This is a genomic window from Nitratireductor mangrovi (genome assembly GCF_007922615.2).
Classification (GTDB): Bacteria; Pseudomonadota; Alphaproteobacteria; order Rhizobiales; family Rhizobiaceae; genus Mangrovimarina; species Mangrovimarina mangrovi.
Genome location: NZ_CP042301.2, coordinates 1,013,411 through 1,037,392, shown reverse-complemented (window position 1 = coordinate 1,037,392; position 23,982 = coordinate 1,013,411). Strand labels below are relative to the sequence as shown.

The 23,982-nt window shown below is 65.5% G+C and carries 23 protein-coding genes and 1 tRNA gene; 12 read left to right on the top strand and 12 right to left on the bottom strand.

Annotation, left to right across the window (positions count from 1 at the left end):
• Window positions 1-117 precede the first annotated feature (117 nt).
• Complete coding sequence (locus FQ775_RS05065) at window positions 118-2,514, bottom strand: putative bifunctional diguanylate cyclase/phosphodiesterase (protein ID WP_146298342.1); 2,397 nt, start codon at window positions 2,512-2,514, stop codon at window positions 118-120.
• Between the two features lie 228 nt (window positions 2,515-2,742).
• On the opposite strand from FQ775_RS05065, the gene FQ775_RS05060 reads away from it, so the two are divergent.
• Window positions 2,743-4,068, top strand: coding sequence for a mechanosensitive ion channel family protein (locus FQ775_RS05060; protein WP_146298341.1), 1,326 nt, complete (start codon window positions 2,743-2,745; stop codon window positions 4,066-4,068).
• Window positions 4,069-4,071: 3 nt separating this feature from the next.
• On the opposite strand, the gene FQ775_RS05055 is transcribed toward FQ775_RS05060, so the two are convergent.
• Window positions 4,072-4,548 carry an Lrp/AsnC family transcriptional regulator gene (locus FQ775_RS05055; protein WP_146298340.1) on the bottom strand — a complete coding sequence of 159 codons (477 nt, stop codon included), beginning with the start codon at window positions 4,546-4,548 and terminating at the stop codon, window positions 4,072-4,074.
• A gap of 153 nt (window positions 4,549-4,701) precedes the next feature.
• Here FQ775_RS05055 and FQ775_RS05050 point away from each other — a divergent pair, with 153 nt between their 5' ends.
• Both FQ775_RS05050 and ald read left to right on the top strand, forming a co-directional pair.
• The gene (locus FQ775_RS05050) at window positions 4,702-4,989 is read left to right on the top strand and encodes a hypothetical protein (RefSeq protein WP_146298339.1); all 288 of its coding nucleotides are present in this window, start codon (window positions 4,702-4,704) and stop codon (window positions 4,987-4,989) included.
• A 251-nt stretch (window positions 4,990-5,240) separates the two neighbouring features.
• Window positions 5,241-6,362, top strand: a complete 1,122-nt coding sequence (ald, locus tag FQ775_RS05045) for an alanine dehydrogenase (RefSeq protein WP_146298338.1) — start codon at window positions 5,241-5,243, stop codon at window positions 6,360-6,362.
• A gap of 69 nt (window positions 6,363-6,431) precedes the next feature.
• Here the strand turns inward: ald and FQ775_RS05040 are convergent, their stop codons facing one another.
• Together FQ775_RS05040 and FQ775_RS05035 are read right to left on the bottom strand one after the other, a co-directional pair.
• Entirely contained in the window at window positions 6,432-9,296 is a 2,865-nt protein-coding gene (locus FQ775_RS05040) for a caspase family protein (protein WP_146298337.1), read from the bottom strand.
• Window positions 9,297-9,423: 127 nt separating this feature from the next.
• A complete protein-coding gene (locus FQ775_RS05035; protein ID WP_146298336.1) occupies window positions 9,424-9,897 on the bottom strand; it encodes a DUF1203 domain-containing protein in 474 nt (157 codons plus the stop codon).
• 158 nt (window positions 9,898-10,055) lie between these two features.
• Here FQ775_RS05035 and FQ775_RS05030 point away from each other — a divergent pair, with 158 nt between their 5' ends.
• The gene (locus FQ775_RS05030; RefSeq protein ID WP_146298335.1) at window positions 10,056-10,421 is read left to right on the top strand and encodes a nuclear transport factor 2 family protein; all 366 of its coding nucleotides are present in this window, start codon (window positions 10,056-10,058) and stop codon (window positions 10,419-10,421) included.
• Window positions 10,422-10,433: 12 nt separating this feature from the next.
• Here FQ775_RS05030 and FQ775_RS05025 read toward each other — a convergent pair whose 3' ends face one another.
• Together FQ775_RS05025 and sseA are read right to left on the bottom strand one after the other, a co-directional pair.
• On the bottom strand, window positions 10,434-10,964 hold the full coding sequence (locus FQ775_RS05025) for a GNAT family N-acetyltransferase (RefSeq protein WP_146298334.1): 531 nt from the start codon (window positions 10,962-10,964) through the stop codon (window positions 10,434-10,436).
• The gene (gene sseA, locus FQ775_RS05020; protein ID WP_146298333.1) at window positions 10,961-11,824 is read right to left on the bottom strand and encodes a 3-mercaptopyruvate sulfurtransferase; all 864 of its coding nucleotides are present in this window, start codon (window positions 11,822-11,824) and stop codon (window positions 10,961-10,963) included. The genes FQ775_RS05025 and sseA overlap by 4 nt, the downstream gene beginning before the upstream one ends.
• A 122-nt stretch (window positions 11,825-11,946) precedes the next feature.
• On the opposite strand from sseA, the gene FQ775_RS05015 reads away from it, so the two are divergent.
• Complete coding sequence (locus FQ775_RS05015) at window positions 11,947-12,573, top strand: dimethylsulfonioproprionate lyase family protein (protein WP_167812763.1); 627 nt, start codon at window positions 11,947-11,949, stop codon at window positions 12,571-12,573.
• Window positions 12,574-12,835: 262 nt separating this feature from the next.
• Here FQ775_RS05015 and FQ775_RS05010 read toward each other — a convergent pair whose 3' ends face one another.
• Together FQ775_RS05010 and FQ775_RS05005 are read right to left on the bottom strand one after the other, a co-directional pair.
• Window positions 12,836-13,576, bottom strand: coding sequence for an alanyl-tRNA editing protein (locus FQ775_RS05010; RefSeq protein ID WP_432420047.1), 741 nt, complete (start codon window positions 13,574-13,576; stop codon window positions 12,836-12,838).
• The gene (locus tag FQ775_RS05005; RefSeq protein WP_146298330.1) at window positions 13,576-14,610 is read right to left on the bottom strand and encodes a cysteine synthase A; all 1,035 of its coding nucleotides are present in this window, start codon (window positions 14,608-14,610) and stop codon (window positions 13,576-13,578) included. The genes FQ775_RS05010 and FQ775_RS05005 overlap by 1 nt, the downstream gene beginning before the upstream one ends.
• 352 nt (window positions 14,611-14,962) lie before the next feature.
• On the opposite strand from FQ775_RS05005, the gene FQ775_RS05000 reads away from it, so the two are divergent.
• Together FQ775_RS05000 and FQ775_RS04995 are read left to right on the top strand one after the other, a co-directional pair.
• Window positions 14,963-15,763 (top strand): SDR family NAD(P)-dependent oxidoreductase, encoded by an 801-nt coding sequence (locus tag FQ775_RS05000; protein WP_146298329.1) that lies wholly within the window; start codon window positions 14,963-14,965, stop codon window positions 15,761-15,763.
• A 74-nt stretch (window positions 15,764-15,837) separates the two neighbouring features.
• Window positions 15,838-16,809, top strand: coding sequence for an alpha/beta hydrolase (locus tag FQ775_RS04995; RefSeq protein ID WP_146298328.1), 972 nt, complete (start codon window positions 15,838-15,840; stop codon window positions 16,807-16,809).
• Between the two features lie 10 nt (window positions 16,810-16,819).
• On the opposite strand, the gene FQ775_RS04990 is transcribed toward FQ775_RS04995, so the two are convergent.
• Together FQ775_RS04990 and FQ775_RS04985 are read right to left on the bottom strand one after the other, a co-directional pair.
• Entirely contained in the window at window positions 16,820-17,659 is an 840-nt protein-coding gene (locus FQ775_RS04990) for a universal stress protein (RefSeq protein ID WP_146298327.1), read from the bottom strand.
• 96 nt (window positions 17,660-17,755) lie between these two features.
• Window positions 17,756-18,505 (bottom strand): competence/damage-inducible protein A, encoded by a 750-nt coding sequence (locus tag FQ775_RS04985; protein WP_146298326.1) that lies wholly within the window; start codon window positions 18,503-18,505, stop codon window positions 17,756-17,758.
• A gap of 134 nt (window positions 18,506-18,639) precedes the next feature.
• On the opposite strand from FQ775_RS04985, the gene FQ775_RS04980 reads away from it, so the two are divergent.
• The 5 genes from FQ775_RS04980 (at window position 18,640) to FQ775_RS04960 (ending at window position 22,256) form a co-directional block, all read left to right on the top strand.
• Window positions 18,640-19,005, top strand: coding sequence for a TraR/DksA family transcriptional regulator (locus tag FQ775_RS04980; RefSeq protein ID WP_146298325.1), 366 nt, complete (start codon window positions 18,640-18,642; stop codon window positions 19,003-19,005).
• Window positions 19,006-19,062: 57 nt separating this feature from the next.
• A complete protein-coding gene (locus FQ775_RS04975) occupies window positions 19,063-20,103 on the top strand; it encodes a zinc-dependent alcohol dehydrogenase family protein (protein ID WP_146298324.1) in 1,041 nt (346 codons plus the stop codon).
• 67 nt (window positions 20,104-20,170) lie between these two features.
• Window positions 20,171-21,133: an alpha/beta fold hydrolase gene (locus tag FQ775_RS04970; protein ID WP_246730267.1), complete on the top strand. Its 963-nt coding sequence runs from the start codon at window positions 20,171-20,173 to the stop codon at window positions 21,131-21,133.
• Window positions 21,134-21,808: 675 nt separating this feature from the next.
• The gene (locus tag FQ775_RS04965) at window positions 21,809-22,138 is read left to right on the top strand and encodes a hypothetical protein (protein WP_146298323.1); all 330 of its coding nucleotides are present in this window, start codon (window positions 21,809-21,811) and stop codon (window positions 22,136-22,138) included.
• Between the two features lie 30 nt (window positions 22,139-22,168).
• Window positions 22,169-22,256: transfer RNA gene (locus FQ775_RS04960), tRNA-Leu, on the top strand.
• 77 nt (window positions 22,257-22,333) lie between these two features.
• On the opposite strand, the gene FQ775_RS04955 is transcribed toward FQ775_RS04960, so the two are convergent.
• Both FQ775_RS04955 and FQ775_RS04950 read right to left on the bottom strand, forming a co-directional pair.
• The gene (locus tag FQ775_RS04955) at window positions 22,334-22,603 is read right to left on the bottom strand and encodes a hypothetical protein (RefSeq protein ID WP_206064830.1); all 270 of its coding nucleotides are present in this window, start codon (window positions 22,601-22,603) and stop codon (window positions 22,334-22,336) included.
• Window positions 22,604-22,917: 314 nt separating this feature from the next.
• Window positions 22,918-23,826 carry a DUF1932 domain-containing protein gene (locus FQ775_RS04950; RefSeq protein WP_146298322.1) on the bottom strand — a complete coding sequence of 303 codons (909 nt, stop codon included), beginning with the start codon at window positions 23,824-23,826 and terminating at the stop codon, window positions 22,918-22,920.
• Between the last annotated feature and the right edge of the window lie 156 nt (window positions 23,827-23,982).

The following is a 23,982-nucleotide window of genomic DNA, read 5'->3' as shown; positions in this document are numbered from 1 at the left end:
GTCCGGGGAACGGCGGTCGCACCAACCCTCATGAGGGGTCGAGTTTCTGTCCGATTGCGCGGCCGCGCAAGGCTTTGCCCCACCCCGGGACGAAATTATTTCGCCGGCTCAGTGGGCTCAGGCGACGCTGCTGGCACGGTCACGGTCGTTCCGGCCGAAGCGCTCCTTGATCAGCCCCATCGCCTGCTTCGCCGAAAGCGGCGGACCGAAGTAGAAGCCCTGCAGGCTGTCGACACCGATGCCGCGCAGGAAGGCTTCATGCTCGGCCGTCTCCACGCCCTCGGCGGTGACGTGCATGCCGAGCGCCCGGCCAATCGTGACGATGGATCGCAGGACGCTCACCGCGCGCTTGTCGCCATGGCCGCGCACCACCAGCGACTGGTCGATCTTGAGCTTGTCGAAAGGGATACGCTGCAAGGAGGAAAGGCTGGAGTAGCCGGTGCCGAAATCGTCCATGGCGACGGTGACGCCAAGCGTGTGCAAGTCGGCGACGACGGCCGCAACCGGCTCCAGACCGCCGCGATAGGCGCTTTCGGTGATCTCCACCTCGAGGCGGCCGGGCGCCAGGCCGGTCTCCTCCAGCACCGCCGCGACCCAGGCCGGAAAATCCCCGGCCTCGAGCTGGCGCGGCGAGATGTTGACAGCAATGCGCAGCTCGGCCGGCCAGCCCGCCGCCTCCCGGCAGGCTGCCGCCAGCGCCCATCCGCCGATGCCGACGATGCTGCCCGACTGCTCGGCCAGGTCGATGAAATCAGCCGGCGGAATCACCCCCAGCCGCGGATGCCGCCAGCGCACGAGCGCTTCGAACAGAAACGGTTCGCCTGTGCGGGCCGAGGCAACCGGCTGGTATTCCAGGAACATCTCCTCCTTCTCGACCGCGTTCCAGAGGTCGAGCTCGAGCTGCTTGCGCAGCGCGAAGGCGGCGCCGTCCTCGCTGCTGGCCAGTTTCACCTGATCCTTGCCGCCGGCCTTGGCGCAATAAAGCGCGATATCGGCCAGCTGCATCAGCTGTTCCGGCTCCTGGCCATCGTCGGGCATGATGGCGATGCCGGCGCTGACGCCGACCTTGTAGCTGCCGGATTGCAGCGCCAGCGGCCGCGCCACTTCATGCACGACCTTGCCGACGATGTCGCGCAAGCGGGCGGGATCGAAATCCTCCTTGATCTCGATGATGGCCGCGAACTCGTCGCCGCCGATGCGGCTGAGGAAGGAGTCGCGCGGAAGAAACCCGGCAATGCGCCGGCTGGTGGTGCGCAGCACCTGGTCCCCGACCGAGTGGCCGGCCGTGTCGTTGATGGCCTTGAAGTCGTCGAGGTCGAACAGCACCAGAGCGAAGCGGCGGCCGCCCGCTTCGGTGAGGCCCCGCGCCCGCGCCAGCTCGTGGTTGAAACGGGCCCGGTTGCCGACGCCGGTCAGCGTGTCGTGGTGGGCGAGATATTCAAGCTCGCGTTCGCGGGCCTTTTCGGAGCCGATGTCGCGGCCCATGCCGCGGAAGCCGTCAAACCTGCCGGCGCGATCGTAGGTCGGGGTACCGGTCATCGACCACCAATGCTCCTCGCCATCGATGACGAGCAGGATCGGGCAGTCCCGGAACGGTTCGCCGCGCTGCAGATGCACCAGCACGTCCTCGCGTCGGTCGCCGGGACAGGGCGCGGGCGACTTGAGGTCGGCCAGCAGGTGATCGAACCTGCGGCCGTCGAGTTCCCCGAGGGCCATGCCGAAGCGTTGGGCAAAGTGGTCGGACACCCGCAACAACCTCAGACGCGAGTCGCATTGCCACAGCCAATCGCTTGAATTTGCTTCGAAATCGTTGAGAAGAAGCGAGATGAGCTGCTTCTGCTCACCGACCTTGGCAAGGGCCAGGGAGCGCTCGGCGAAGGAAACCGCGTATTGGCGCAGCGCGATCGGGAAGGCCAGCACGTAGATACAAAGCAACTGCAATTCGAACGCATGGGCGGCGACGCCGGAACGGATCAGGGTCGCCGCGAAAAACACGACGATCGGCGTCGAAAAGGCAATGAACGCCAACGGCAATGCCGCCAGGAAAAAGGCCGACGATGCCAGATAGGCGGTGATGGCGACCAGGATGACGCGGCGGACGTCTTCGGAGGCCTCCTGATAGAAAAGGAGTGGCAAGGCACCCCAGAGCAGGCCGAAGGCGAAATAGGCTGCGACACTGCGCCAGTACTGCGCCCGGACCTCTTCGCGCGACGGCCGCTGCATGGCGAGCCCGGGGCCGCTGAGAATGTCGACGACGACCATCGCCAGGACGACCGCGAACCAGGCCGTCGCCGACGCTTCGTGGCCCGCGGCCGCGAGCGTCTTGAAGACGATCAGGGCGCCGAGAAAGATCGCCACCAGGGCAACCAACCGCAGCTTGTTGAGCGCCTCGACCTGGTCGATCTTGAACAGCGTTCGCTGCCCGGCCGTCATCGGCCTCAGGCCGAGCAGGCGCGTGAAGCTCCGCTCAAGCGACCGCGCCGGCCGAGCCGCCATTTTCCAGACCGAAGGCATGATCCGTTCCGCGAAAGTCCTCTCTCGAGGCGCGAAACTAGGTGCGGCGGGAAACAAAAAACCTTACCGGTTCGATCGAATTTTAGCTTTCCGTGAAATATTTTTGCTGCGCGATAAATCTTGTCCGGTGCCGTTTGCCGATACGGGCCGCGGGCGCTAGCCTGTCCCTTCCGCGGCGTGCCGGCGGCGCCGCGGTCGCGGCAATGACAGGTCCGGCCAGGGATGCCGATGCAGGACACGTTTCAACAGATCGCGGCAGCGGTGGCCGAGTTTGTCGCCGCGGCCCTCGATTATGCCTCAGACCCGTGGCTGCTCTACCAGATCGTCATCATCGCGGCGCTGTTCGGTCTCGCCAAGCTGGCCGGCCGCCCCGCCGAGGCGCGGCTCGAGGGCCAGGCGCGCCATATCAAGGGTCAGCCTGGCCTGCTGCGCGTCGTCGTCGCCACCATCCGCCGCACCGACTGGATCGTCTTCGTCCTGCTGCTGTTCTTCGCGCTGACCATCCTGCGCGCGGTGACGTGGCCAAGCAGGACATGGCTGATCTCGATCGCCCTGTCGCTTGCCGTCGTCTGGGTACTGGTCTCGATCGCCTCGCGCGTCATCCGCAACCGCATCGTGTCGCGCACCGTCGCGTGGCTGCTGTGGCTCTATGCGGCGCTGGTGATCCTCGGCCTCGACGCACGTGCTGCGGCGCTGCTCGAAAGCATCGCGCTGCCGATCGGCGAGATTCGGCTCACCGCACTGACCGTGCTGAAGGCGGCGCTGCTCTTGACGGTGGCGATCTGGTTCGCAAACACCATCGGCAACTTCATCGACCGCCGGGTGCAGGGATCGAGCGAACTGACGCCCTCGATCCGTGTGCTGATCGGCAAGATCGCCAAGATCGGCCTGGTGCTCCTGGCCGGCGTGGTCGCGCTGTCGGCCGTCGGCGTCGACCTCACAGCCCTCACCGTGTTCTCTGGAGCGGTCGGCGTCGGCCTCGGCTTCGGCCTGCAAAAGGTCGTCTCCAACTTCATCTCGGGGATCATCATCCTGCTCGACAAGTCGATCAAGCCGGGCGACACGATCTCGCTCGGCGACACGTTCGGCTGGATCAGGGAGCTGCGCGCCCGCTTCGTCTCGGTGGTGACCCGCGACGGCCGCGAATATCTGATCCCCAACGAGGACTTCATCACCCAGCGGGTGATCAACTGGTCGTTCAGCGACGAACTGGTGCGGCTCGACGTTGAGTTCGGGGTCTCCTACGACGCCAATCCGCACAAGGTGAGCGAACTGGCGATCGCCGCCGCGGTGACCGTCGGCCGCGTGGAGGCCGACCGCAGGCCGGTGTGCTGGATGACCGGCTTCGGCGAATCCTCGCTCGACTTCGTGCTGCGCTTCTGGATCCGCGACCCGCAGCAGGGCCTGACGAACGTGCGCGGCAAGGTGCTTCTGGCCCTTTGGGACGCGTTCGACGAGAACGGCATCGCCATCCCCTACCCGCACCGCGAGATCATCATGAAGAAGCCCGCCCCGCCTTCCCGGCCGCGGCGCAAGCCGAAGCCCGACGACTGATCCTCAGGCGTGGTCGGGCCTGATCCCGAGCGCCGTGCGGTCGATCACCTCGCGCAAGGCAAAGGACGAGTTGATCTTGATGACGTGCGGCATCGCGGTAAGCCATTCCTTGTGGATGCGTTCGTAATCTTCGAGGTCGCGCGCGGCGATCCTCACCACGTAGTCGTACTCGCCCGACATCAGATGACACGACAGCACGTTCGGACACCGCTTGATGGCCGCCTCGAACTCCGCCAGCGACTTCTCGAACTGGCCCGACAGCGAAATGTGCACGATCGCCGTCATCTTGTAGCCAAGCGAGGCGTTGGACAGCTTGGCGTGGTAGCCATGGATGACGCCCGACTTTTCGAGGCCGTCGAGGCGACGCGAGCACGCCGACTGCGACAGTCCGACCTTTTCGGCCAGCGCGGCATTGGAGATGCGGCCATCCTTCTGCAGCGCGTCGAGAATGGCGATATCGATCCTGTCCAAACCGTTCATCAAATTGTCCTGCCTGCGTCGACGTCGGGGAGGGACTAAACAAGCGCGACTGCAACGGCAAGCGTTTCCTTGCTGCCGCTCCTGCCCCGCCCGATCATGACCACATTGCGGCGCTAACATGGCATTGGAGGGACCGCTTCCATGGAGGGAACCATGAGAAGACTCGTCATCCTTGCCGCCGCCTTCGCGTTTGCCCTTGGCACGGGCATCGCCATGGCGCAGACCATGTCCACGACATCCGGCGATCAGGCAAGCCTGTTCTGCGACCTGTGCAAGGCTCAGGACTGCTCGTGCAACGCCGCCGGAGACGCCTGCGTCAATTGCGGCGGCAGCCTGACCGCTAATCCCGGCCCGTCTGCCGACGCACAGGTGACGCGCCGCATGTGCCAGCGCGCCAAGGGCAGCTTCTCCCGCGGCGCCTGCAAGCTCAAGCAGAAATGACAAGCCTCCGGCGGGCGGCACCTGCCCGCCCGCCGGATCGTATGGCCAGCACTATCCTTGCTTCCGATACCGCTACAAATCTCCGCGCCTCGCCACAAGGCGATGCGTAATTTTGCGCAATCTGGCCAAAATGGACAAGAAACCACGATTTATTGACCCAGAGGCACCCCACTTCGCAAGCACGTTCGATGCCGTTTGTGATCTAATTGGCGGTAGTTGAACACGATTGCACATCGCGAGGAGGTTTCTGGATGCGCGTCGGTTGCCCCAAGGAAATCAAGAATCACGAATACCGGGTCGGCCTGACGCCGGGCTCGGTCCGCGAATATGTCGCCCATGGCCACGACGTGCTGGTCGAGACCGGCGCTGGCGCCGGCATCGGCGCTGACGACAACGCCTACCGCGCCGCCGGCGCGCGCATCGCCAAGACGGCCGAGGAGGTCTTCGCCAAGTCCGACATGGTCGTGAAGGTGAAGGAACCGCAGCCCGGCGAATGGGTACAGCTGTCGGAAGGCCAGATCCTCTACACCTATCTGCATCTCGCGCCGGACCCGGCCCAGACCAAGGGCCTCGTCGATTCCGGCGTGACGGCAATCGCCTACGAGACGGTGACCGACGACCGCGGCGGCCTGCCGCTGCTGGCTCCGATGTCGGAAGTCGCCGGCCGGCTGGCGATCCAGGCCGGCGCGACGGCGCTGCAGAAGGCCAATGGCGGCCGCGGCGTGCTGCTCGGCGGCGTGCCGGGCGTGCTGCCGGGCAAGGTCGCGATCATCGGCGGTGGCGTCGTCGGCCTGCAGGCGGCCAAGATGGCGGTCGGCCTCGGCGCCGACGTCACCATCATCGACCGCTCGATCCCGCGCCTGCGCCAGCTCGACGACATCTTCAACGGCCGCATCCACACCCGCTACTCGACCGTCGAGGCATTGGAGGAAGAATGCTTCTCGGCCGACGTCGTGGTCGGCGCGGTGCTGATCCCGGGCGCCGCGGCGCCGAAGCTCGTCAGCCGCGAGATGCTGTCCGGCATGAAGCCGGGCGCCGTGCTCGTCGACGTCGCCATCGACCAGGGCGGCTGCTTCGAGACCTCGAAGCCGACGACCCATGCCGAGCCGACCTACGAGGTCGACGGCATCATCCACTATTGCGTCGCCAACATGCCGGGCGCCGTGCCCGTCACCTCGGCGTACGCGCTCAACAACGCAACCCTGCACCACGGCCTGCAGCTTGCCGACAAGGGCCTGCGGGCGCTTGCCGACGACCCGCACCTCAGGAACGGCCTCAACGTTCACAAGGGCCGCATCACCAATCGCGCGGTCGCCGAGGCGCTCGGCTACGAGATGGCCGAACCGCAGGCGGTGCTCGCCGCGGCGGCATAGGCGGCGGCAAAAGTTCCTCCCCGCTGGCCCGCGGGCGCAAGCCTGCGGGCCTTCTTTGTCACACTCCGTCTATTCGAAGTCGATTGCGACCCGGAACGGCTTCGGAGACCGGGCATCGTTGTTGCCGTCCCTGATCTCGAAGCGGTAGAGGCCGGGTCCTTTCACCGGAAAGCGCGCGTCGGTCACGCCGCCCTTGCGCGGCGGCCCGACCCAGCCGCTCGCCTGACCCTCGCCGTCCCAGAGACGCACATACATGTCGAGCTCCTCATCGACCTCATCGATCAGGACGGAGAACTCTCCCGCCCTGGGCGCCTCGGCGGCGTACCAGTCGACGTCGCGCAGGGGCAGCATCGTGGCCAGGAAGGGCTTGCCGAGCATGGCCGGTGTCGCGGTCCCGAAGCTGTCATTCGGTTCGGCGCGATCGCCCGTGGCGGTGAACACGGTCTTCAGCGTGGCATGCTCGATCGAGCGTTCGTCATTGTTGCCGTCCGACACCTGCAGATAGTAGGTACCGGCTTCCGGAAGGTCGGCGAAGCCCTCGGTCAGGCCGCCCTTGCGGTATGGCGCGACCCAGTCGCGAATGACGTCGCGATTGGCGTTCCAGACCCGGTAGTGAAGGTCGAGATTCTCCGGGCCCTCGTCGATGGTGACGAACAGCTCTCCTTGTGACGGCGCGTCGATGCGGAACCAGTCATTGTCTCGCCGGGGCAGGATGTTGAACAGAATTTCTCCACCCGGCGTAAGCGGGGCGGCCTCGGCCGGGCTGTCGTTGGGTTCGTATTGGTCCGGCTGCGGCGTGAATGTCAGCTCGTATTCGAATAACTCGGCGCTGGAGGCATCGGAATTGCCGTCGGCGATCTCGATGAAGTAGCGCCCAGGCCGCGGCAGGTCGGCAATGCCCTGGTTGTCGCCGCCCTTGCGCAGCGGCGCGATCCAGTCCTGGATGACGTCCTTGTTGGCGTTCCAGACCCGCATGTAGATATCGAGTTCCTCCGGCGAGCCGGTCGCCAGCATGGCAAGCTCTCCGGGGTGATCGACATCGAGCGACAGCCAGTCGCGATCGCGGCGCGGAAAGATCGCCAGCCGGTGTTTGCCGCTGGGCGGCAAGTGGGCTGCTTCGCCGAAGGTCTCGTTCGGCTCGGTCTCGTCGCGCACCGGCACGAACTCGGCCGTGAAGGCGAACGTGTCGGAGCTGGCAGCGTTGTTGTTGCCATCGGCCATCTCGATGACGTAGACGCCCGGCAATGCCAGTTCGGCCTCGAAGACGGTGTCTCCGCCTTCCCGCGCGGGGCCCTGCCAATCCCTGACTACGTCCCCGTCGAGGTTCCAGAGCCGCATGTAGATGTCGAGATCGTCCGGCACCTTTTCCGCGAACAACTTCAGGAGGCCCGGCTCGCCAATCCAGATTCGGTACCAGTCGCGGTCGCCGCGTGGAAAGATCGATGGGTTGAAGGCCGCCGGCAGCGGGATCGGCCGCGCCGTCCCGATCGTGTCGTTGGGCTCGAGCGGATCGTTGGAAGGCACGAAGTCGAACGAGAGCGCAAAGGTCTCGCTGCTTTCGTTGTTGTTGTTGCCGTCGGCAACCTCGACCCAGTAGCCACCGGGACCGGGCAGCGAGAACGCGGCGTCCAGGGCGCCGCCCTCGCGCGCGGCGCCTTGCCAGTCCTGCACGACGGCAACGTCGGCGGTCCACACCCGCGCATAGAGGTCGATATTGTCCGGCGCCTTGCCGGTGGTCAGCCGCAGGAGGCCGGCAATCGGAACCTCGATACGATACCAGTCCTTGTCTCCGCGCGGCGTGATGCGGCTTTCGACCTGACCGCCGAGCGGAACGTTCTGGGCGCTGCCATAGCTGTCATTGCCGTCCCGCTCGCTGAGCGGGCGCCGCTCGGCGCGCCGGAAGGCCGGATCAACCGGTGCCTTGACGGCCTCGGCCCAGGCCGGCTTGTGAATCACTTTCGACCCGAAGAACCGCTCCGTGCGTGCCGACCGCACGACGCTGGAATCGTCCCCAGTCTCCGCGGCGGCGACCTGCGTTTCCTCCTCGGCGTCCGTTTCAGGCGCCTGCACCGCAGGCTCGTCGGTTCCCGCGCGCGTCGCAGCCGCGGCATCCTTGATCGCGGCTGCCGCTTCATCGGCGGCGATGGCGACCTCGATCGCCGGCGCCGGCTTCAGATAGACCTCGTCGACCAGACGGACCAGAAGCTCCGGCCGCTGCTGCCCGCCGGTGGCGTCAAGCACGCGCCCGGCCGCACGCCGGAACATCAGGCCGACCTCAACGCCCGGCTCGGCGATTTCCTCCAGCAGAGCCGTTGTGTAGGGTGAATGGTCGCCGGTGCCGTCGCTCGCCACCTCGCCTGCCGCGGCAGCATAGGCAACGATGGCGCCACGGCCGGAAAGCTCCATCACCGTCAGGCCCTGCAGCGGCCGCGCGGCGCGATCCTCGCGCACGCTGCGGGCGATGATGTCGACATAGGGATTGTCACGGCAGGCATCGAGCACGATCAGGGCGACGCGCGCCGACGCCTCCATGTCGGCGACGACTTCGCCAATGTCGATCGCCGAGTAGCGTAGCGCGCGCTCGCTCGACACGTCGACATCGACGGGCAGGAGGAAATTCTGACCTCCGATCTGCATGCCGTGACCGGCGTAGAACAGGAAGGCGACGTCGGCGCCATCGAGGGTACGGCTGAATTCGTCGATCGCCGTGATCACGCCGCGCCGGTCGACATTTGTGGCGAGCATGACCTCGAAATCGAGGCCCTTGAGGGCCTCGGCGATGGCCTCGGCGTCGTTGATCGTGTTGACAAGCTGGCCGGTGCCTTCATAGGCGCCGTTGCCGATCACCAGGGCCACTCGCTTGTCGGCCCAGGCCGTCGTCGCCATCCCGGCAATAGCAAGAATGGCTGCCAGGCATGCGGAAAGAATACGCATGATCCACCCCACGTGTTGATTTCAACTCGTTTGCCCATCAACCAGTTTACGAAAAAACGTGGCGAAAAGGCGAGGCAATCATGCTGCGCGCCTTCAATCCGGCAGGCGAGCCCGCGCGGCGGGCCCTTCAGGCCCGCTCGATCCGGCACTGATAGCAGTTGTTTTTTGCCGAGCGCAGGTGGAGATAGGCAACATCCTCGCGTTGCAGCAATTCGTGCGCGCGGGTGCAGATGTGCTGCTTGGGCGTCACCGCGCCGGTCCCGTAGACGATGCGGTCGTCATGGCCGTAGCCGCGCAGCAGCCATTCGGTGCCGGCGCGGTAGATTTCGGGCATGACATCGGTCTCGACAGCGCGTTCGCATTCCTCGGCGCACAAAAGGATGGGCCCGGTCTCGGCATAAGGCTGCAGTTCCGGAAACGGCCGGTAGGAAAGCGTCAGGCACGCGCTGCCAACCTTGATATGACGCAGGCAATGACGGCACTGGAAGCCGTCGTCGGTGCAGACCTTCCTTTCGGGTAGCAGACCATAGGCGTCAGTTGCGCCGCGCTGAAAGGCGCGCGCCGTCTCGGTCGGCATCGCGACGAACCTGATCAGTCCCATCATCGTTCTCCATTTTCTGTTGGCGGGCGATACTGCGCGCATTGGCCCGCGCCGCGACACCCGTTTCAGGACAAGTCAGGACAGCGCCGCCGGCGCATTCACCGCGGCGGTGTCGGCTGCTAGTCTCCGGCTTCCGTCCTCGTTCCGACAGGCCCGCCATGAACCTCGCCGAACTGATCGACCGCTATTGTGCCGTCTGGAACGAGACCGACGCGGCGCGCCGCCGGGCGATGCTGGACGCCGTGTGGGCGGAAGACGCGACCTACACCGACCCGACCGTTCACGCGCGGGGCGTGGACGAACTGGTCGCCCATATCGGGACGGTGCAGGCGAAACGGCCGGGCGCGCGCATCCTGCGCACGAGCACGGTCGAGGGCCATCACGGCATGGTGCGTTTCCACTGGCATGCCGCGCTCGCCGACGGTACCACGCTGCCGGAAGGGATCGACATCGCCTGGCTCAGCGAGGACGGTAACCGGATCGAAAAGATCGTCGGCTTCTTCGGACCATTGAAGCGCTCCTGAGACAACGAAGCGTCAGGTCCAGGGCTCGACCTCCTCCTCCGACCAGGAAACCGGCGCGAAACCCATCTTCTGGTAGAGTTGCAGGGCCCGCGGGCTGTCGAGCGTGTTGGTGTGGATCGTCACCTTTTCCGGCTCGTGCGCCCACGCGGCGAAGATCGCGGCGGAAAGGAAGAAGCGCGCCAGACCGCGCCCGTGAAAATCCGGCACGAGGCCGAAATAGAGGATCTCCGCCTCGTCCGGCATCCGGGCAAGGTCCAGTTCGAAGAACCCGGCCGGCACGCCATCGACGTAAAGCACCTCGATTTCGGTCGAGCCGGCGTGAATGGCCGCCGCCAGCGCCTTGTCGGCGATCCTGCGCCGCATCGTCCAGTGATGCGGCTTGCCGACCTGCTCGTAGAGGTAACGGTAGAAGTGGACCGGCATGTTTTCGGCCCGCATCACCGCGAGACGCGGACCAAAGGGCATCGGCACGCGGTGAGCGGGCAACGCCGTCATTTCGAGATGGGTGACGCGAGCCTTGAGCTTCGCCTTGCGCCTCGTCATCTCGCCGGCTTCGCCGGACCGGTCTCGACCGGCGTGTCGGCGCGGCCACCCCATTCGGTCCAGGAGCCGTCATAAAGCCGGTTGTCGGTATGGCCGAGGGTTTCGAGCGCCAGGGTGATGATCGCGGCGGTCACCCCGGAACCGCAGGAGGTCACCACAGGGCCTGAAAGGTCGACGCCGGCATCAGCGAACATCTTCTGCAATTCGTCGGGCGGCAACAGCGCGCCATTGCGTGACAGGGCCATGGCCGGCACGCTGCGCGCCCCCGGCATGTGCCCGGAGCGCATGCCCGCGCGCGGTTCGGGGTCGGTTCCCTCGAAGCGTCCGGCCGGGCGGGCGTCGGCGATCTGGGCCGTTTGCCGATCCACGATCGCACGCATGTCGTCGAGCCCGGCCACGCGGCTCGCCTGAAAATCGGTTTCGAAAACACAGGAAGCAATCTTGGTCGGCTTGTCGGTAACGAAGCGCCCTTCGGCCTTCCAGCGATCGATGCCGCCCTCGAGAATGAAGACCTTCTTCGCACCCATCACCCGGAACATCCACCAGACGCGGGCGGAGGAGAACAGGCCCGGACCGTCATAGACGATGATGGTGTCGTCTTCCGAGATTCCCATCGAGGCGGCGAAGGTGGCAAAGACGCGCGGCGACGGCAGCGCATGCGGCAGGTCGGAATCGGGATCGACCACCAGATCCTGATCGAAAAAGACGGCGCGCGGAATGTGGCCGGCGTCATATTCGGCGCGTGCGTCGCGGCCCTGCGCCGGCAGATACCAGGAGGCGTCGACCACCGAGAGACCGGGATCGTCGAGATGCTCCGCGAGCCACTCGGTCGATACGAAGAAGGAGGGATGGTCGGTCATTTGCTCTCCTGCAACGCCTGCAACGTGTCCGAAACACGGTTGTTCCCTGTCGCATTTTTGCTGCCATGAGGGAAGGCGTGGCCGTACTGGAGCGGAAGGCCCGCGATGACAGGAACGCCGCCATGATCGCCATCGAACAGACTGCAGATATTCCCGAGATCCAGCTGGCGGGCGCGGTGGCCCGTTTCGTGTCGGTGGCCGCGACCGCCTACGCCGCGGCCGGCGTATCGGCCGCCGAGCATCTTCGCTCGTTGGCCTTTGCTCCGGTGCGCGCGGCCGTGACGCAGCCGCCGGCGGTGGCGTCGATTGGCACAGCCATAGAGGCAGCGCCGGCTGGCGACCTGGCGCTGACCCTTGCCGAATGCGCCTCCCGGCTGGTCTGGTCGACGGGCACCCTGCCGCGCCCGGCGTCGATCGAGGGCGGATACGCCTTCGTCGAGATTGTCGGCCCGGACGGGTTGGCGTTTTCGGACCAGGTCCGCTTCGGGCTCTATCTGCAGGCGCCGGAGCGTTTTTATCCACCCCACGACCACGAAGCCGAGGAATTCTACTTCGTGCTGTCGGGCGATGCAGAATGGCAGCGCAATGACGGCGCCTTCGAGAAAAGGTCGCCCGGCACGCTCGTGCACCATGCGCCCTGGGACCGGCATGCGATGCGAACCGGTCAGACGCCGCTGCTGGCGATGTGGCTGTGGACGGGCAATCTCGACATGGGCACATACAGGATCGACGCCGACAGCGCGGCATAGGCAGCCGCGGAGCACAGAGCCCGCGCCAGCATCGCCATTGTCTCCGGCTCAGGGCAGCGTATGCTGGAGCGCGATTGGAGGTGCCCCATGCGCTCGATTATCCTTGCCGCTCTTGCCTTTGGTCTTCTCGGTCCGATGACAAATCCCACCTACGCAGCGACCGACCAATCTCCGCCGCCGGCTTCCGAAGAAAGCGGCGGCCACCAGTGCGAGCGCAGCAAAGGCGAACCGCAGACTTCGTAAGCTCTCTTCCCGGACGGGCTCAGACGGGCGGCAATGCTCCGAAGCGAATCCTGAAGCGGCGGTTTTCGCGGCCCTTCTTCTCGATCTTGCCGATGTGGATTTCGCCGACTTCCTGTGTTTCCGAGACGTGAGTGCCGCCGCAGGGCTGGCTGTCCACGCTGGCGTCCTCGCCGATGCAGACGAGGCGGATACGGCCGGCTCCGGCAGGCGGGCGCACATTCTTCGATTTCACGAGGTTCGGATTGGCAGCGAGTTCGTCCTCGGTGATCCACCGCGTGAAGATGGGATGATTGGCGGCGACCAGCGCCATCATGTCCGCCGTGACGCCCTCCTTGGTGACACCGGCGTCGGGCAAGTCGAAATCGACCCGCGATTCGTCCTCGCCGACCGCCGCCCCGGTGATCGGATAGGGGCAGACGACGCTCAGCAGATGGCAGGCCGTATGCATGCGCATCAGCTTGTAGCGTCGGGCCCAGTCGACATGCAGCACCAGCGTCTCGCCGATCTCGGGCCTGACGGCATCCGGTAGCGGCAAATGGATGATCTCCTCCTTGGTTTCGCCGGTGATCGTGCCGGCAACAGCGATCTTCGTGCCGTCGGAGCGTTCGAAAAAGCCCGTATCGCCTGGCTGGCCGCCGGAGGTGGCGTAAAAATTGGTCCGGTCGAGCAGGATGCCGCCACGGTCATTGATGCCTGTCACTTTGCCCTCTGCAGTCGACAGGTAGGCGTCCTCACGAAACAGCGCTTCGGTGACGCCCATCAGGAGACCTCCTCGTAGGGCACGGCGATCTCGCTCTTAGCTTCCATCCATTCCGGCACAGGCAAGTCCTTGGAGCGCAGGAAGTCCGGATTGAAAAGCTTCGACTGGTAGCGGGTACCGTAGTCGCAAAGGATGGTCACGATGGTGTGGCCGGGACCGAGTTCCTTGGCCAGCCGGATCGCGCCGGCGATGTTGATGCCGGTCGAGCCGCCCATGCACAGGCCTTCCTCGCGCACCAGGTCGAATACGATCTCGACCGCCTCGGCGTCGGGAATCTGGTAGGAAAAATCGGGCGCGAACCCTTCCAGATTGGCGGTGATGCGGCCCTGGCCGATGCCTTCGGTGATCGAGGAGCCTTCCGCCTTCAGCACGCCGTCGGTGTAGAAGGAATGGAGCGCGGCGCCGAGCGGGTCGGCGAGCGCGATCTTCACGTCCTTGCTTTTCGCCCTGAGGCCCTCGGCGACGCCGGCAAGCGTGCCGCCGCTGCCGACCGCCGAAACGAAGCCATCGACCTTGCCGCCGGTCTGCTCCCAAATCTCGACCGCCGTCGTTCCGACATGGCCTTCTCGATTGGCGACATTGTCGAACTGGTTGGCCCAGATGGCGCCATCGGGCTCGCTTCTGGCCATCTGCTCGGCCAGCCTTCCGGAAAGCTTCACGTAGTTGTTGGGGTTGCGATAGGGAACCGCGGGCACCTCGATCAGCTCGGCGCCGAGCACGCGGATGGCGTCCTTCTTCTCCTGGCTCTGGGTCTCCGGAATGACGATGACCGTGCGGTAGCCGAGCGCCTTGGCGACGACCGTCAGGCCGATGCCGGTATTGCCCGCCGTTCCTTCGACGATTACCCCGCCCGGCCTCAGCAGACCGCGCTTTTCGGCGTCGCGGATGATGAACAGCCCGGCCCGGTCCTTGACCGACTGGCCCGGATTCATGAATTCGGCCTTGCCGAGGATCTCGCAGCCGGTTTCCTCGGAGGCACGCTTGAGCCTGATCAGCGGCGTGTTTCCGATGGCATCGATCACCGATCGGTACATGATGGCTTCCTTGTCTGTTCGCGCCGCGGCGGGCCGGAAAATGCGGCCCGGCATGCGGCCAGGATTGTTTTCAGGTCTAAGGAGGCACCGGGAGGCTTTCAAGAAGGGATTTTTCGCGGTTGCGGGGCCAGCGGTGAAAATTTCCTCGGGCCAGCGAACTCCGCGCCATGGCACAAATGCCGCAGCCGCAACTTTTGCGGAGGCCGGCCGTTGCTCATGAAAGCTTTTCAACCGCGAGCCGGACCCAGGTCGCAAACATCTCCGCGAGGACCAGCCAGATGAGACTGACGCCGTCATCCATGCCTCTGCAGGCTCGTGCGACATCGTCGCGACCTCGCAAAGGCCTGAGCCGATGAAGCTTTACCGCGCCAGCCCCAAGGACGGACCGGCATGGGTTACCGGCGCCAGCACCGGCATCGGCCGGGCGCTCGCCCTGGAACTTGCGCGCAAGGGCTATGTCGTGGCCGCGACAGCGCGGCGCGAGGCCCTGCTCACCGAACTGGCGCGCGAAGCCGAAGGGCTGGCGGGCCGCATCTTGCCCTGCCCGGCCGACGTCACGGACAGCGCCGCCATGGCGGGTCGCGTCGAGCAGATCGAGCGCGATCACGGTCCCCTCGCGCTGGCGATCTTCAACGCCGGCGACTATTTCCCGACACGCGGCGAGGCACTGTCGACCGAGGAATTCATCGCGACCTATCAGGTCAACCTGTTCGGCGTCGTCCACGGGCTGGTGCCGGCCGTCGAGCGCATGAAGGCTCATGGGCGCGGCCACGTCGCCGTGATCGGCTCGGCCTCGGCCTATGGCGGACTGCCTCGGGCCGCTGCCTACGGCGCCAGCAAGGCGGCGCTCAACAACATGGCGGCCGCGCTGAAATTCGACTTCGATCTCCTCAACATCCGCATCCAGGTTTTCAATCCAGGTTTCGTCGACACGCCGCTCACGAAGACAAACCGCTTCGCCATGCCGGCCCTGATGACGCCGGAGGCCGCCGCAAAGCGCATGCTCGCGGGGCTCGAAACGGGCGGCTTCGAGATCAGCTTCCCGCGCCGCTTCACCTGGGCCATCAAGCTTGTCAACATCCTGCCCTATCCCGCCTATTTCGCTCTCGTCAAACGGTTCACCGGCTGGCACAGGCGCAATTTGCACCAGTAACGGTCAACACCTGACCGGCGATTGCGCGATCGCTCGTCACGGTCATAATGTCCGGGTAGCCGACGGAGGAGTTCATGCGCCGCATGGCGATCGCAATCCTGGTCATCGCCGTGGCGCTTGCCGCCGCATGGTTTTTCGGCCCGCGCGTTTCGCGCAATGCCGAACTGACCTTCGATCCGGCCGCCATGGGCAGCGACGTCGAGGCGTGGCTCGCCGAATCCGAAGCGAAGTTCCCCGACATCAAGGACGGACTTGCAAAGGAGATCGTCTGGGCCTTTCCGGCGTCGAAGGCGCGCACGCCGCTTGCAATCGTCTATGTGCACGGTTTTTCGGCCAGCAAGGGCGAAATCCGTCCGGTACCCGACCGCGTCGCCGAAGCGCTTGGCGCCAATCTGTTCTTCACGCGCCTTGCCGGACACGGACGCGGCGGGCCAGCCATGGCCGACGGCAGCGTGAATGCCTGGATCAACGACTATGCCGAGGCTCTGGCGATCGGACACCGGCTCGGCGAAAGGGTCGTGGTCATCGCCACCTCGACCGGCGCCACCATCGCAGCATGGGCCGCAACGCGGCCCGCCTTTGACGACGAGGTCGCCGGACTGGTGCTGGTGTCGCCCAATTTCGGCATCCAGGCGGGCGGCGCAACCCTGCTGACCGGCCCGTGGGGCCTGCAACTGGCCCGCCTGCTGGTCGGCGCGGAACGTGGCTTCGAGCCGGTCAACGAGGCCCATGAACGGCTGTGGACCACCCGTTACCCGACCGAGGCGCTGCTTCCGATGGCGGCGTTCGTCGACATGGCGGCCGGGGCGCCGGTGGAAAAGGCAACGACGCCGGCGCTCTTCATCTATTCGGACAAGGACGCTGTCGTTCGCGCCGACATCACCGATACGATCGCGGCGCGCTGGGGCGCGGCGCATGAGGAGTTGAAGGTCGAGGACAGCGGCGACCCGTCCAACCATGTGATTGCCGGCGACGCGCTGTCTCCGGCGACCACGGAACCGGTCGCTAACCGGATCACCGAATGGATCCGCAAGACGGTCGAGTAGCGCCCCCGTCTCAGCGCGCGAACAAGGTCAGGCAGGGCGGGTTCTCGATCGTCGAACGGGTGGTGCCGCCGAAGAACATCTCCTTCAGCCGGGAATGGCTGAAGGCGCCCAGCACCAGAAGATCGGCATTCTTTTCCGCCACCACCGACGCAATCGTCTCGGCGACCGAAGCCTCGCCCGAGCGGCGGCTGTCGACGACGACATTCGCGCCCTGGCGCGCCAGCGTCGCAGCAATCTCGGTGCCGGGAAGCGGACCCTGCTCGCCCGGGTTTTCGACCGGATTGATGGTCAGCACCGTCGTCTGCTCCGCCTGACGGATGAAATCGAGCGCGTCGAAGGCGGCGCGCGCGGCCTGGCGCGAGCCGTTCCACGCAAGCACGATTCGTTTCGCCTCGGTCGAGGCCTTGCCGCGCCACGGGACAACGAGCACCGGCCGGCCGGCGCCCTGGATCAGGGTCTCGATATCGGGCGAACCCGACGCTCCCTTGTCGGGATCGACCTGCCCGGCGATGACGATGTCGCCGCAACGGGCACTTTCGAGCGCCGAAAGCGCGCTGTCGCCGGAAAAGCTGAACATGGAACGCCATTCGGAAGCGACGGCCTCGCGCGACATGCGGTCGGAGAAGAGCTTTTCGAGCTTTTGCGCCCGCTCGCGGCTCATATCCTCGCTGGCGCCCATCATGGCGGCATCGGGAAAGCCCATCGGCGAGGCGACCGGAACCGGCAACGGTTCGGCATGGACGCCGACCAGATGCGCCTGCGCCCGCGACGCCAAGGCGACAGCGACGTCAAGAACGCGCCGGGCGTCATCCTCGTCCTGGAGTACCGCGACGATCGTCTTGTAGGACATGGGAACCTCCGTTGTCTGCAGCCCGCAGGCTTGTCGGAAGAACCCTATTCTACACCTTTCCGTTCCGGCTTTGACCGAAATCAGGTTGGACCGATTTCACAGGCGCCCGGGCGGGTGCGTTATCGCGGCCACCATTTCCTCGACAGCCGAGCGCGCGGCATCAAGCGCCTCCGTCGACCGCGCGCGTATCACCAGCTCGGTCCAGAACTTGCCGTCGAGATATTTCGGATAGGAGCCGATGATGGTCGCGGGGTGGGCAACCTGGATCGCGGTCAGCGCATCGCCGACCGTGCCCTCGCCCACCGGACAATGGACGGTGGCCGACAGCAGTTTCGTGCCTGTCTTCAGCGTCGGCATCACATTGTCGAGCATCGCCTGGAAGATCGACGGCACGCCGGCCATGACATGAACGTTGCCGATGCGGAACCCCGGCGCCATCGAGACCGGGTTGTCGATGTGCTCGGCGCCACGCGGCATGCGCGCCATGCGCTTGCGCGCCTCGGTGAAGGCGATGCCACGCTCGGCGTAGTTCTGCTCCAGCATGGCATAGGCGCGGTCGTCATATTCGCACGGCAGACCGAACGCCTTCGAAACCGCCTCGGCGGTGATGTCGTCATGGGTCGGCCCGATGCCGCCGGTGGTAAAGACATAGTCGTTGCGGGCCCTGAGCGTATTGATCGCCTCCACGATCGCGTCCTGCTCGTCCCCAACGATGCGCACCTCCTTCAGGTCGATCCCGACGGCGGTCAGCATGTCGGCGAGATGACCGATATTGCGGTCCTTGGTACGGCCGGACAGGATTTCGTCACCGATGACGATCATGGCCGCGGTCACGATTTCACTCATGTCAGTCCCTCGCGAAGGCTTGGCGCCACATAACGCCCCCTCGCCGGGATCGCAACTGGACGTCTGCCACGCAGGAAGACAGGAAGCCGGAACATTTGCCCCGCCCGCCGCTTCGCGGCAATGTGTTTCCGGCCATGAACGACACCGAACCGGACGACAGGCAACTGGCGGCGCGCTACCGGCCGCGCATCGAGGACGAACTGGCCGAACTCGCCGCGCAGTCGCGCGACACGGCCGCCGACCGCGCACCGGTGGAACTCGACCAGCAGAGCGTGGGCCGGCTTTCGCGAATGGACGCGCTCCAGGTACAGGCGATGGCGCAGGCCGTCGAAACGCGGCGCCAGCAGCGGCTCACGCGCCTGAACCGGGCCCTGCGGCGGCTGGACGAGGGCGAGTTCGGCTACTGTCTGGAATGCGGGGATTTCATCGACTGGAAACGGCTCGACATCGATCCGACATCGCCACTGTGCGTGTCCTGCGCCGGCAGGTCGGCCGGTTGACGGACCGCCGACGCCGCAGCCAAATAAGCTGTCGCTCGCTCCGAACGGAAGCTGGTCATGAAAGCCGTCATCTACGAAGCCTTCTCGCAGCCGCCGCAGATTCGCACGGTGCCCGACCCCGAACCCGAGCGCGACGGCGTGGTGGTCAAGGTCATGGCGACGGGCGTCTGCCGCAGCGACTGGCATGGCTGGGTCGGCCACGATCCTGATATCACGCTGCCCCACGTTCCCGGGCATGAACTCGCCGGTGTCGTCGCCGCCACCGGGCGCGACGTGAAGCGTTTTCGCGAGGGCGACCGGGTCACGGTACCCTTCGTCGGCGGCTGCGGCAGCTGCCCTCAATGCGCTTCGGGTAACCAGCAGGTTTGCGACCGGCAGTTCCAGCCGGGCTTCACGCATTGGGGCTCGTTTGCCGAGTTTGTACGGCTCGACCACGCCGACCTGAATCTGGTCCGCCTGCCGGACCACATCGACTTTGCCACCGCTGCCTCGCTGGGTTGCCGTTTCGTCACGTCGTTCCGGGCCGTCGTCGACCAGGGCCGGACGAAGCCCGGCGAATGGCTGGCGGTGCATGGCTGCGGCGGTGTCGGCCTCTCCGCGATCATGATCGGGTCCGCCCTCGGCGCACAGATCATCGCGGTCGATATCGATGCCGAAAAGCTCGCCCTCGCCCGTTCGCTGGGCGCGGCAGTGGCGATCGACGCGGCGGCGACCGACGACGTTGCCGCCGCCATTCGGGAGGCATCGGGCGGCGGTGCGCATGTGTCGCTCGACGCGCTCGGTCATCCGCAAACCTGCTTCAACTCTATCGCCTGCCTGAGAAAACGCGGGCGGCACGTACAGGTCGGGCTGATGGCCGGTGAGCACGCGCAGCCGGCGGTGCCGATGGGGCGCGTCATTGCGGACGAGCTTGAGATCGTCGGCAGCCACGGCATTCAGGCGCATCGCTACGATGACATCCTGGCAATGATCCTCGCCGGGCGTTTCGCGCCCGAACGCCTGATCGGGCGACGCATCAGCCTTGAGGAATCGATCCAGGTGCTGACGACGATGGATCGGTTTCAAGAGACCGGGGTCGTGGTGATCGACCGGTTCTGATCGCCGGTTGCAGATGCGGGACGGCACGCTACTCTGCCCGCACCGCATTTTCCGGAGCACCGCCAACTTGCTGACATTCATCCTCTGGCTCGCCGTCCTTGCGGCCCTCGCCGTCGCCGCGCTCATCGCCTATTACGCATGGACGACCAGAAAGCTCGCCGCCACCGCGGAAAAAAACATCCCCATGGCCGGCAACACTGTCAGGATCGGCGGCGACACGATCCACTATGTCGAGGAAGGCGACGGCCCGCCGATCCTGTTCATTCACGGGCTCGGCGGCCAGTTGCATCATTTCCGCCAGCCGCTGTTCGCCGCGCTCAGGGACGACTATCGCCTCGTCGCGATCGACCGGCCGGGGTCGGGCTACTCGGTCAGGAACGGCAGCGGCGCCGGCATCAGGGCTCAGGCCGGGGTGGTCGCGAAGCTGATCGAGCGGCTGGGGCTGGAAAAGCCGCTGCTGGTCGGCCATTCGCTCGGCGGCGCGATCGCGCTGGCCACCGCGCTCGACCATCCCGAAAAGGTGTCGGGGCTCGCCCTGCTGGCGCCGCTCACCCACCATCAGGGCCAGCGCCCGGAGGGCTTCAAGGGGCTCTACATCCCCTCGCCCGCCAAGCGCGCCTTCCTGGCCCACACCTTCGCCATCCCGATGGCCCTGAAGCAGGCCCAGGTCACGCTCGATTTCGTCTTCGGCCCGCAGACCGTCACCGAGGATTACGCGATCGGCGGCGGCGGATATCTCGGATTGAGACCAAGCCATTTCGAAGCCACGGCGGCGGACTTCGTCGCCGGCGGCGAGGATTTGCCGGCGCAGGAAAAGCGCTATGGCGAGTTGGCGATGCCGGTCGGCATCCTGTTCGGCGACAAGGACCGCGTGCTCGACCACCGCGTGCACGGCCTTGCGATGGAAGGCAAGGTGAAGGGCCTAGACCTCGAAATCCTCGAAGGCATCGGCCACATGCCGCAATTCGTCGAACCGGAGCGCAGCGCCGCCTTCATCCGCCGGATGGCGGAAAAGGCCTTCGCCCGGTGACGCCCCCTGCGACGCACGCCGGACGGTTCCCAACGTCCGGCGGATGCTCTAGACAAATCGCCGGCTTGCCCCCTTGGCGGAACTGGTAGACGCAAGGGACTTAAAAGCCCCTGAACCTTATCTACACTAGGGATAATATCCCTCTAACGGCGTGATTTTCTTCGGAGAATTGCGCCGCTCTCTCATTTTCCATGATGTCTACACCTGTGCAAAGGGATTTCGTGGAAACCCGACTTGTGGGAATTTTCCTGTGGTAATGCTGAAAAAGGAGAAATTCGGAATGATGACCGGAAAGGGGTCTACAGAAGGACCGACTATACCACCAACGCGAATGGGGGTGTTTGACAGCTAGGGCCTGAATGCCCACCCTCTAGGGCTACCCACAAGGGAGGCCCTACCAGTGTTCGAACCAACCACCATTGCCCTTCTGTACGTCATGCTCTGTGGCCAGCCCGCCGACGAGGCTGACTGCAAAAGCCGGCTGACAGAATACGCCAACTACGATCAGTGCGTCTCGGATGCCCGCTTCCAACGAGGCTACCTAGAGACTAAACACCCGAAGCTCCGCGTGCATACGGAATGTGTGTACGTGGGGCCAGCGGAGAAGGAGGTTAGATAGACACTTCTGCCTATGACCCTCTCCTTGTAGAGAGGCAAAAAGACATTGAAGCCGACATGGCTTCCAAAGGGGCCGACAGGTACGACGCGCAGTTCCACAAGGCGCTTGAGGGCGACAGGTTCGCTGATACGTACCCCGGCTCCATCCTCACCAAGCTGACAGTCGAGAAGCTCTCTGACGCCATTGCCGAGTGGCGCACAGAGGCTCTTTCAGGACCCCTAGGGCGGCGCAATAGGTCCGCCAAGGCTATCGAAGGGATGGACACTAGAGCCATCGCCTACGTGGCTATCAGGAGGTCAACGGACAACCTCTCCCTATTCCCAGAGATAGACCGTGCGAAGGCCGCTTGGGATAAGTACAACGATGCCCGTCGTGATATGTGGTAATCCTGTGGTAATCCCTGTGGTAAACGCCTCGCGGACGTGGCGAAACTGGTAAACGCGACGGACTTAAAATCCGTTACCTTTCAATGGTTTGCGGGTTCAAGTCCCGCCGTCCGCACCACCTCCAAAAGAGACTTAAGATCCCTCGGCCAATTGGCCGTGCCGGTTCGAGCCCGGCAGGGGGCACCAGCCATGCACCTACTGGTCGTTGGCGGGGGCCGGTGCGTCCTGGGCGGGCGCTTCCTCGGCCGGCGGGTTCACGTTCACGTCCGGTACCTCGACCTTGACCTCGTCCGGCATGTCGATGCTCGCCGTGGTGGAACGGTCCAGAAGATCGCCGCCGAAGAGCACGGCAACCACGATCAGCGCGACGACCAGCCCGCCGACCACGAACCAGCCGGCGCCGCCGCCACCGCCCGCCGTCACCACAGTTGTCCGCTCACGATCTTCACGAGGTTCACGTTCCATCTTCCTGTCCTTTCGTGTGAATTCGGTGATCAATTGCTCAGCCGGCCGCGAGGCCGGCGAACGTGATCACAGCAGCCAGACCGAACACCGGGCCGATCAGCCAGCGCGCTTCCCAGACACTGTTCTGCATTGTTCTGCCCCTTGCGAACCGTTTGCCGGAAAACACTTCTCGGACGAAACGGTTCCGCCTCAGGGTGCAAAATTACCCGGCGGGGTGAGCATCGTGACGATGTTCAGAACGTCAGGCCGTGGCCGTCATCGCCGGCAGGGAAATGGCTACCGCAACCGAAAGGGGCATCAGTGCCGCTGTGACTTCACAACCGTGCCAGAATGGCGTCGAGTCGCGACCCGAGGGCGTCGTTCCCGCCGGCATCGCCCTCCCCGGCATCGCCCCCCCTGCCCGCGAGGTGATCCTGCCAAAGCGCGGTCGCGGCGCTGATTCCGTTGGGCAGTCCGAGCGCCGCAACGGTCGCGGCGACCTCGCGCATCTCGGCGGCGCGCCGCGCGCCATGCACGGTCATGCGCTCAAGGTTGTAGGCCGTGCGTGCGCGCCAGTCGATGTCGGGATCGGAGGCCTGCAGGGAAGCGAACACGCTCTCCTCGACGCCGGCGCGCCGCGCGGCGAGAAAACATTCCGCCGTCAGCGCCTCCAGGCCCTTGATCATCACCGAGCGGATCATCTTGATCGCCGAGGCCTGACCGACCGCCTCGCCCGCAATCTCGGGACACATGCCGAGCGCGAGCAGCGTCGTTCGGGCCGCCGCCGCATGCGGACCCGAGACGAGCAGCGGCACCTTGTGCCTTTTCGGATGGACCGGCGCCATCACGGCGACATCGACGTAGGAACCGCCGGCCGCCTCGATCGCTTCCGCCGCCTGGCGCTTGGTGTCCGGCGCGCATGAATTGCAGTCGAGCCACAGGCTTCCCTTCGGCAGGATAGGTGCCGCGGCGCGCGCGGCGGCTAGCGCCTGGTCGGCGGTGACCACGCTGAACACCACGTCGGCCCCATCCAGTGCCGCGTCGAGCGCGTCGGCGCCCGCGACATCATGGGCCCGGTAGCGATCGTGCATCCCCGAACGCAGCGCCGGGTCATCGGTCTTGATATCGAAGGCCGCGACATGGGCCGGCCGGTCCTCGCCCCATCCGGCGAGAAAGGCGGAGGCCGCCTCGCCGAAACCGATGAAGGCGAGCCGGGCCGGCCTGTCGTTGATCTCCTGCGGCATGCGTCGTCTCCTCGTCCCTGCCGGCGCCGAAGCTGCCATGAAACCCTGCCTTTGCCCATTGCCAAAACGGCCGGGCATGCCGTGCCGGCGCGACGCCGCGAATGCCGGCCAGGCGGGCAGTTGGCAGTCGACTCCGCGGCCGCTTTCTGCTTCCAT

Bases quoted from the DNA above. Each gene is read 5' to 3' on its own strand.
- FQ775_RS05005 (WP_146298330.1), bottom strand. From the start codon at position 14,610: ATGTACCGATCGGTGATCGATGCCATCGGAAACACGCCGCTGATCAGG.
- FQ775_RS04995 (WP_146298328.1), top strand. From the start codon at position 15,838: ATGCGCCGCATGGCGATCGCAATCCTGGTCATCGCCGTGGCGCTTGCC.
- ald (WP_146298338.1), top strand. From the start codon at position 5,241: ATGCGCGTCGGTTGCCCCAAGGAAATCAAGAATCACGAATACCGGGTC.
- FQ775_RS05010 (WP_432420047.1), bottom strand. From the start codon at position 13,576: ATGGGCGTCACCGAAGCGCTGTTTCGTGAGGACGCCTACCTGTCGACT.
- FQ775_RS04975 (WP_146298324.1), top strand. From the start codon at position 19,063: ATGAAAGCCGTCATCTACGAAGCCTTCTCGCAGCCGCCGCAGATTCGC.
- FQ775_RS05035 (WP_146298336.1), bottom strand. From the start codon at position 9,897: ATGGGACTGATCAGGTTCGTCGCGATGCCGACCGAGACGGCGCGCGCC.
- FQ775_RS05025 (WP_146298334.1), bottom strand. From the start codon at position 10,964: ATGACGAGGCGCAAGGCGAAGCTCAAGGCTCGCGTCACCCATCTCGAA.
- FQ775_RS05065 (WP_146298342.1), bottom strand. From the start codon at position 2,514: ATGCCTTCGGTCTGGAAAATGGCGGCTCGGCCGGCGCGGTCGCTTGAG.
- FQ775_RS05000 (WP_146298329.1), top strand. From the start codon at position 14,963: ATGAAGCTTTACCGCGCCAGCCCCAAGGACGGACCGGCATGGGTTACC.
- FQ775_RS04965 (WP_146298323.1), top strand. From the start codon at position 21,809: ATGGCTTCCAAAGGGGCCGACAGGTACGACGCGCAGTTCCACAAGGCG.
- FQ775_RS04985 (WP_146298326.1), bottom strand. From the start codon at position 18,505: ATGAGTGAAATCGTGACCGCGGCCATGATCGTCATCGGTGACGAAATC.
- FQ775_RS04950 (WP_146298322.1), bottom strand. From the start codon at position 23,826: ATGCCGCAGGAGATCAACGACAGGCCGGCCCGGCTCGCCTTCATCGGT.
- FQ775_RS05055 (WP_146298340.1), bottom strand. From the start codon at position 4,548: ATGAACGGTTTGGACAGGATCGATATCGCCATTCTCGACGCGCTGCAG.
- FQ775_RS04955 (WP_206064830.1), bottom strand. From the start codon at position 22,603: ATGGAACGTGAACCTCGTGAAGATCGTGAGCGGACAACTGTGGTGACG.
- sseA (WP_146298333.1), bottom strand. From the start codon at position 11,824: ATGACCGACCATCCCTCCTTCTTCGTATCGACCGAGTGGCTCGCGGAG.
- FQ775_RS05015 (WP_167812763.1), top strand. From the start codon at position 11,947: ATGATCGCCATCGAACAGACTGCAGATATTCCCGAGATCCAGCTGGCG.
- FQ775_RS05030 (WP_146298335.1), top strand. From the start codon at position 10,056: ATGAACCTCGCCGAACTGATCGACCGCTATTGTGCCGTCTGGAACGAG.
- FQ775_RS05060 (WP_146298341.1), top strand. From the start codon at position 2,743: ATGCAGGACACGTTTCAACAGATCGCGGCAGCGGTGGCCGAGTTTGTC.
- FQ775_RS04980 (WP_146298325.1), top strand. From the start codon at position 18,640: ATGAACGACACCGAACCGGACGACAGGCAACTGGCGGCGCGCTACCGG.
- FQ775_RS04990 (WP_146298327.1), bottom strand. From the start codon at position 17,659: ATGTCCTACAAGACGATCGTCGCGGTACTCCAGGACGAGGATGACGCC.
- FQ775_RS05050 (WP_146298339.1), top strand. From the start codon at position 4,702: ATGAGAAGACTCGTCATCCTTGCCGCCGCCTTCGCGTTTGCCCTTGGC.
- FQ775_RS05040 (WP_146298337.1), bottom strand. From the start codon at position 9,296: ATGCGTATTCTTTCCGCATGCCTGGCAGCCATTCTTGCTATTGCCGGG.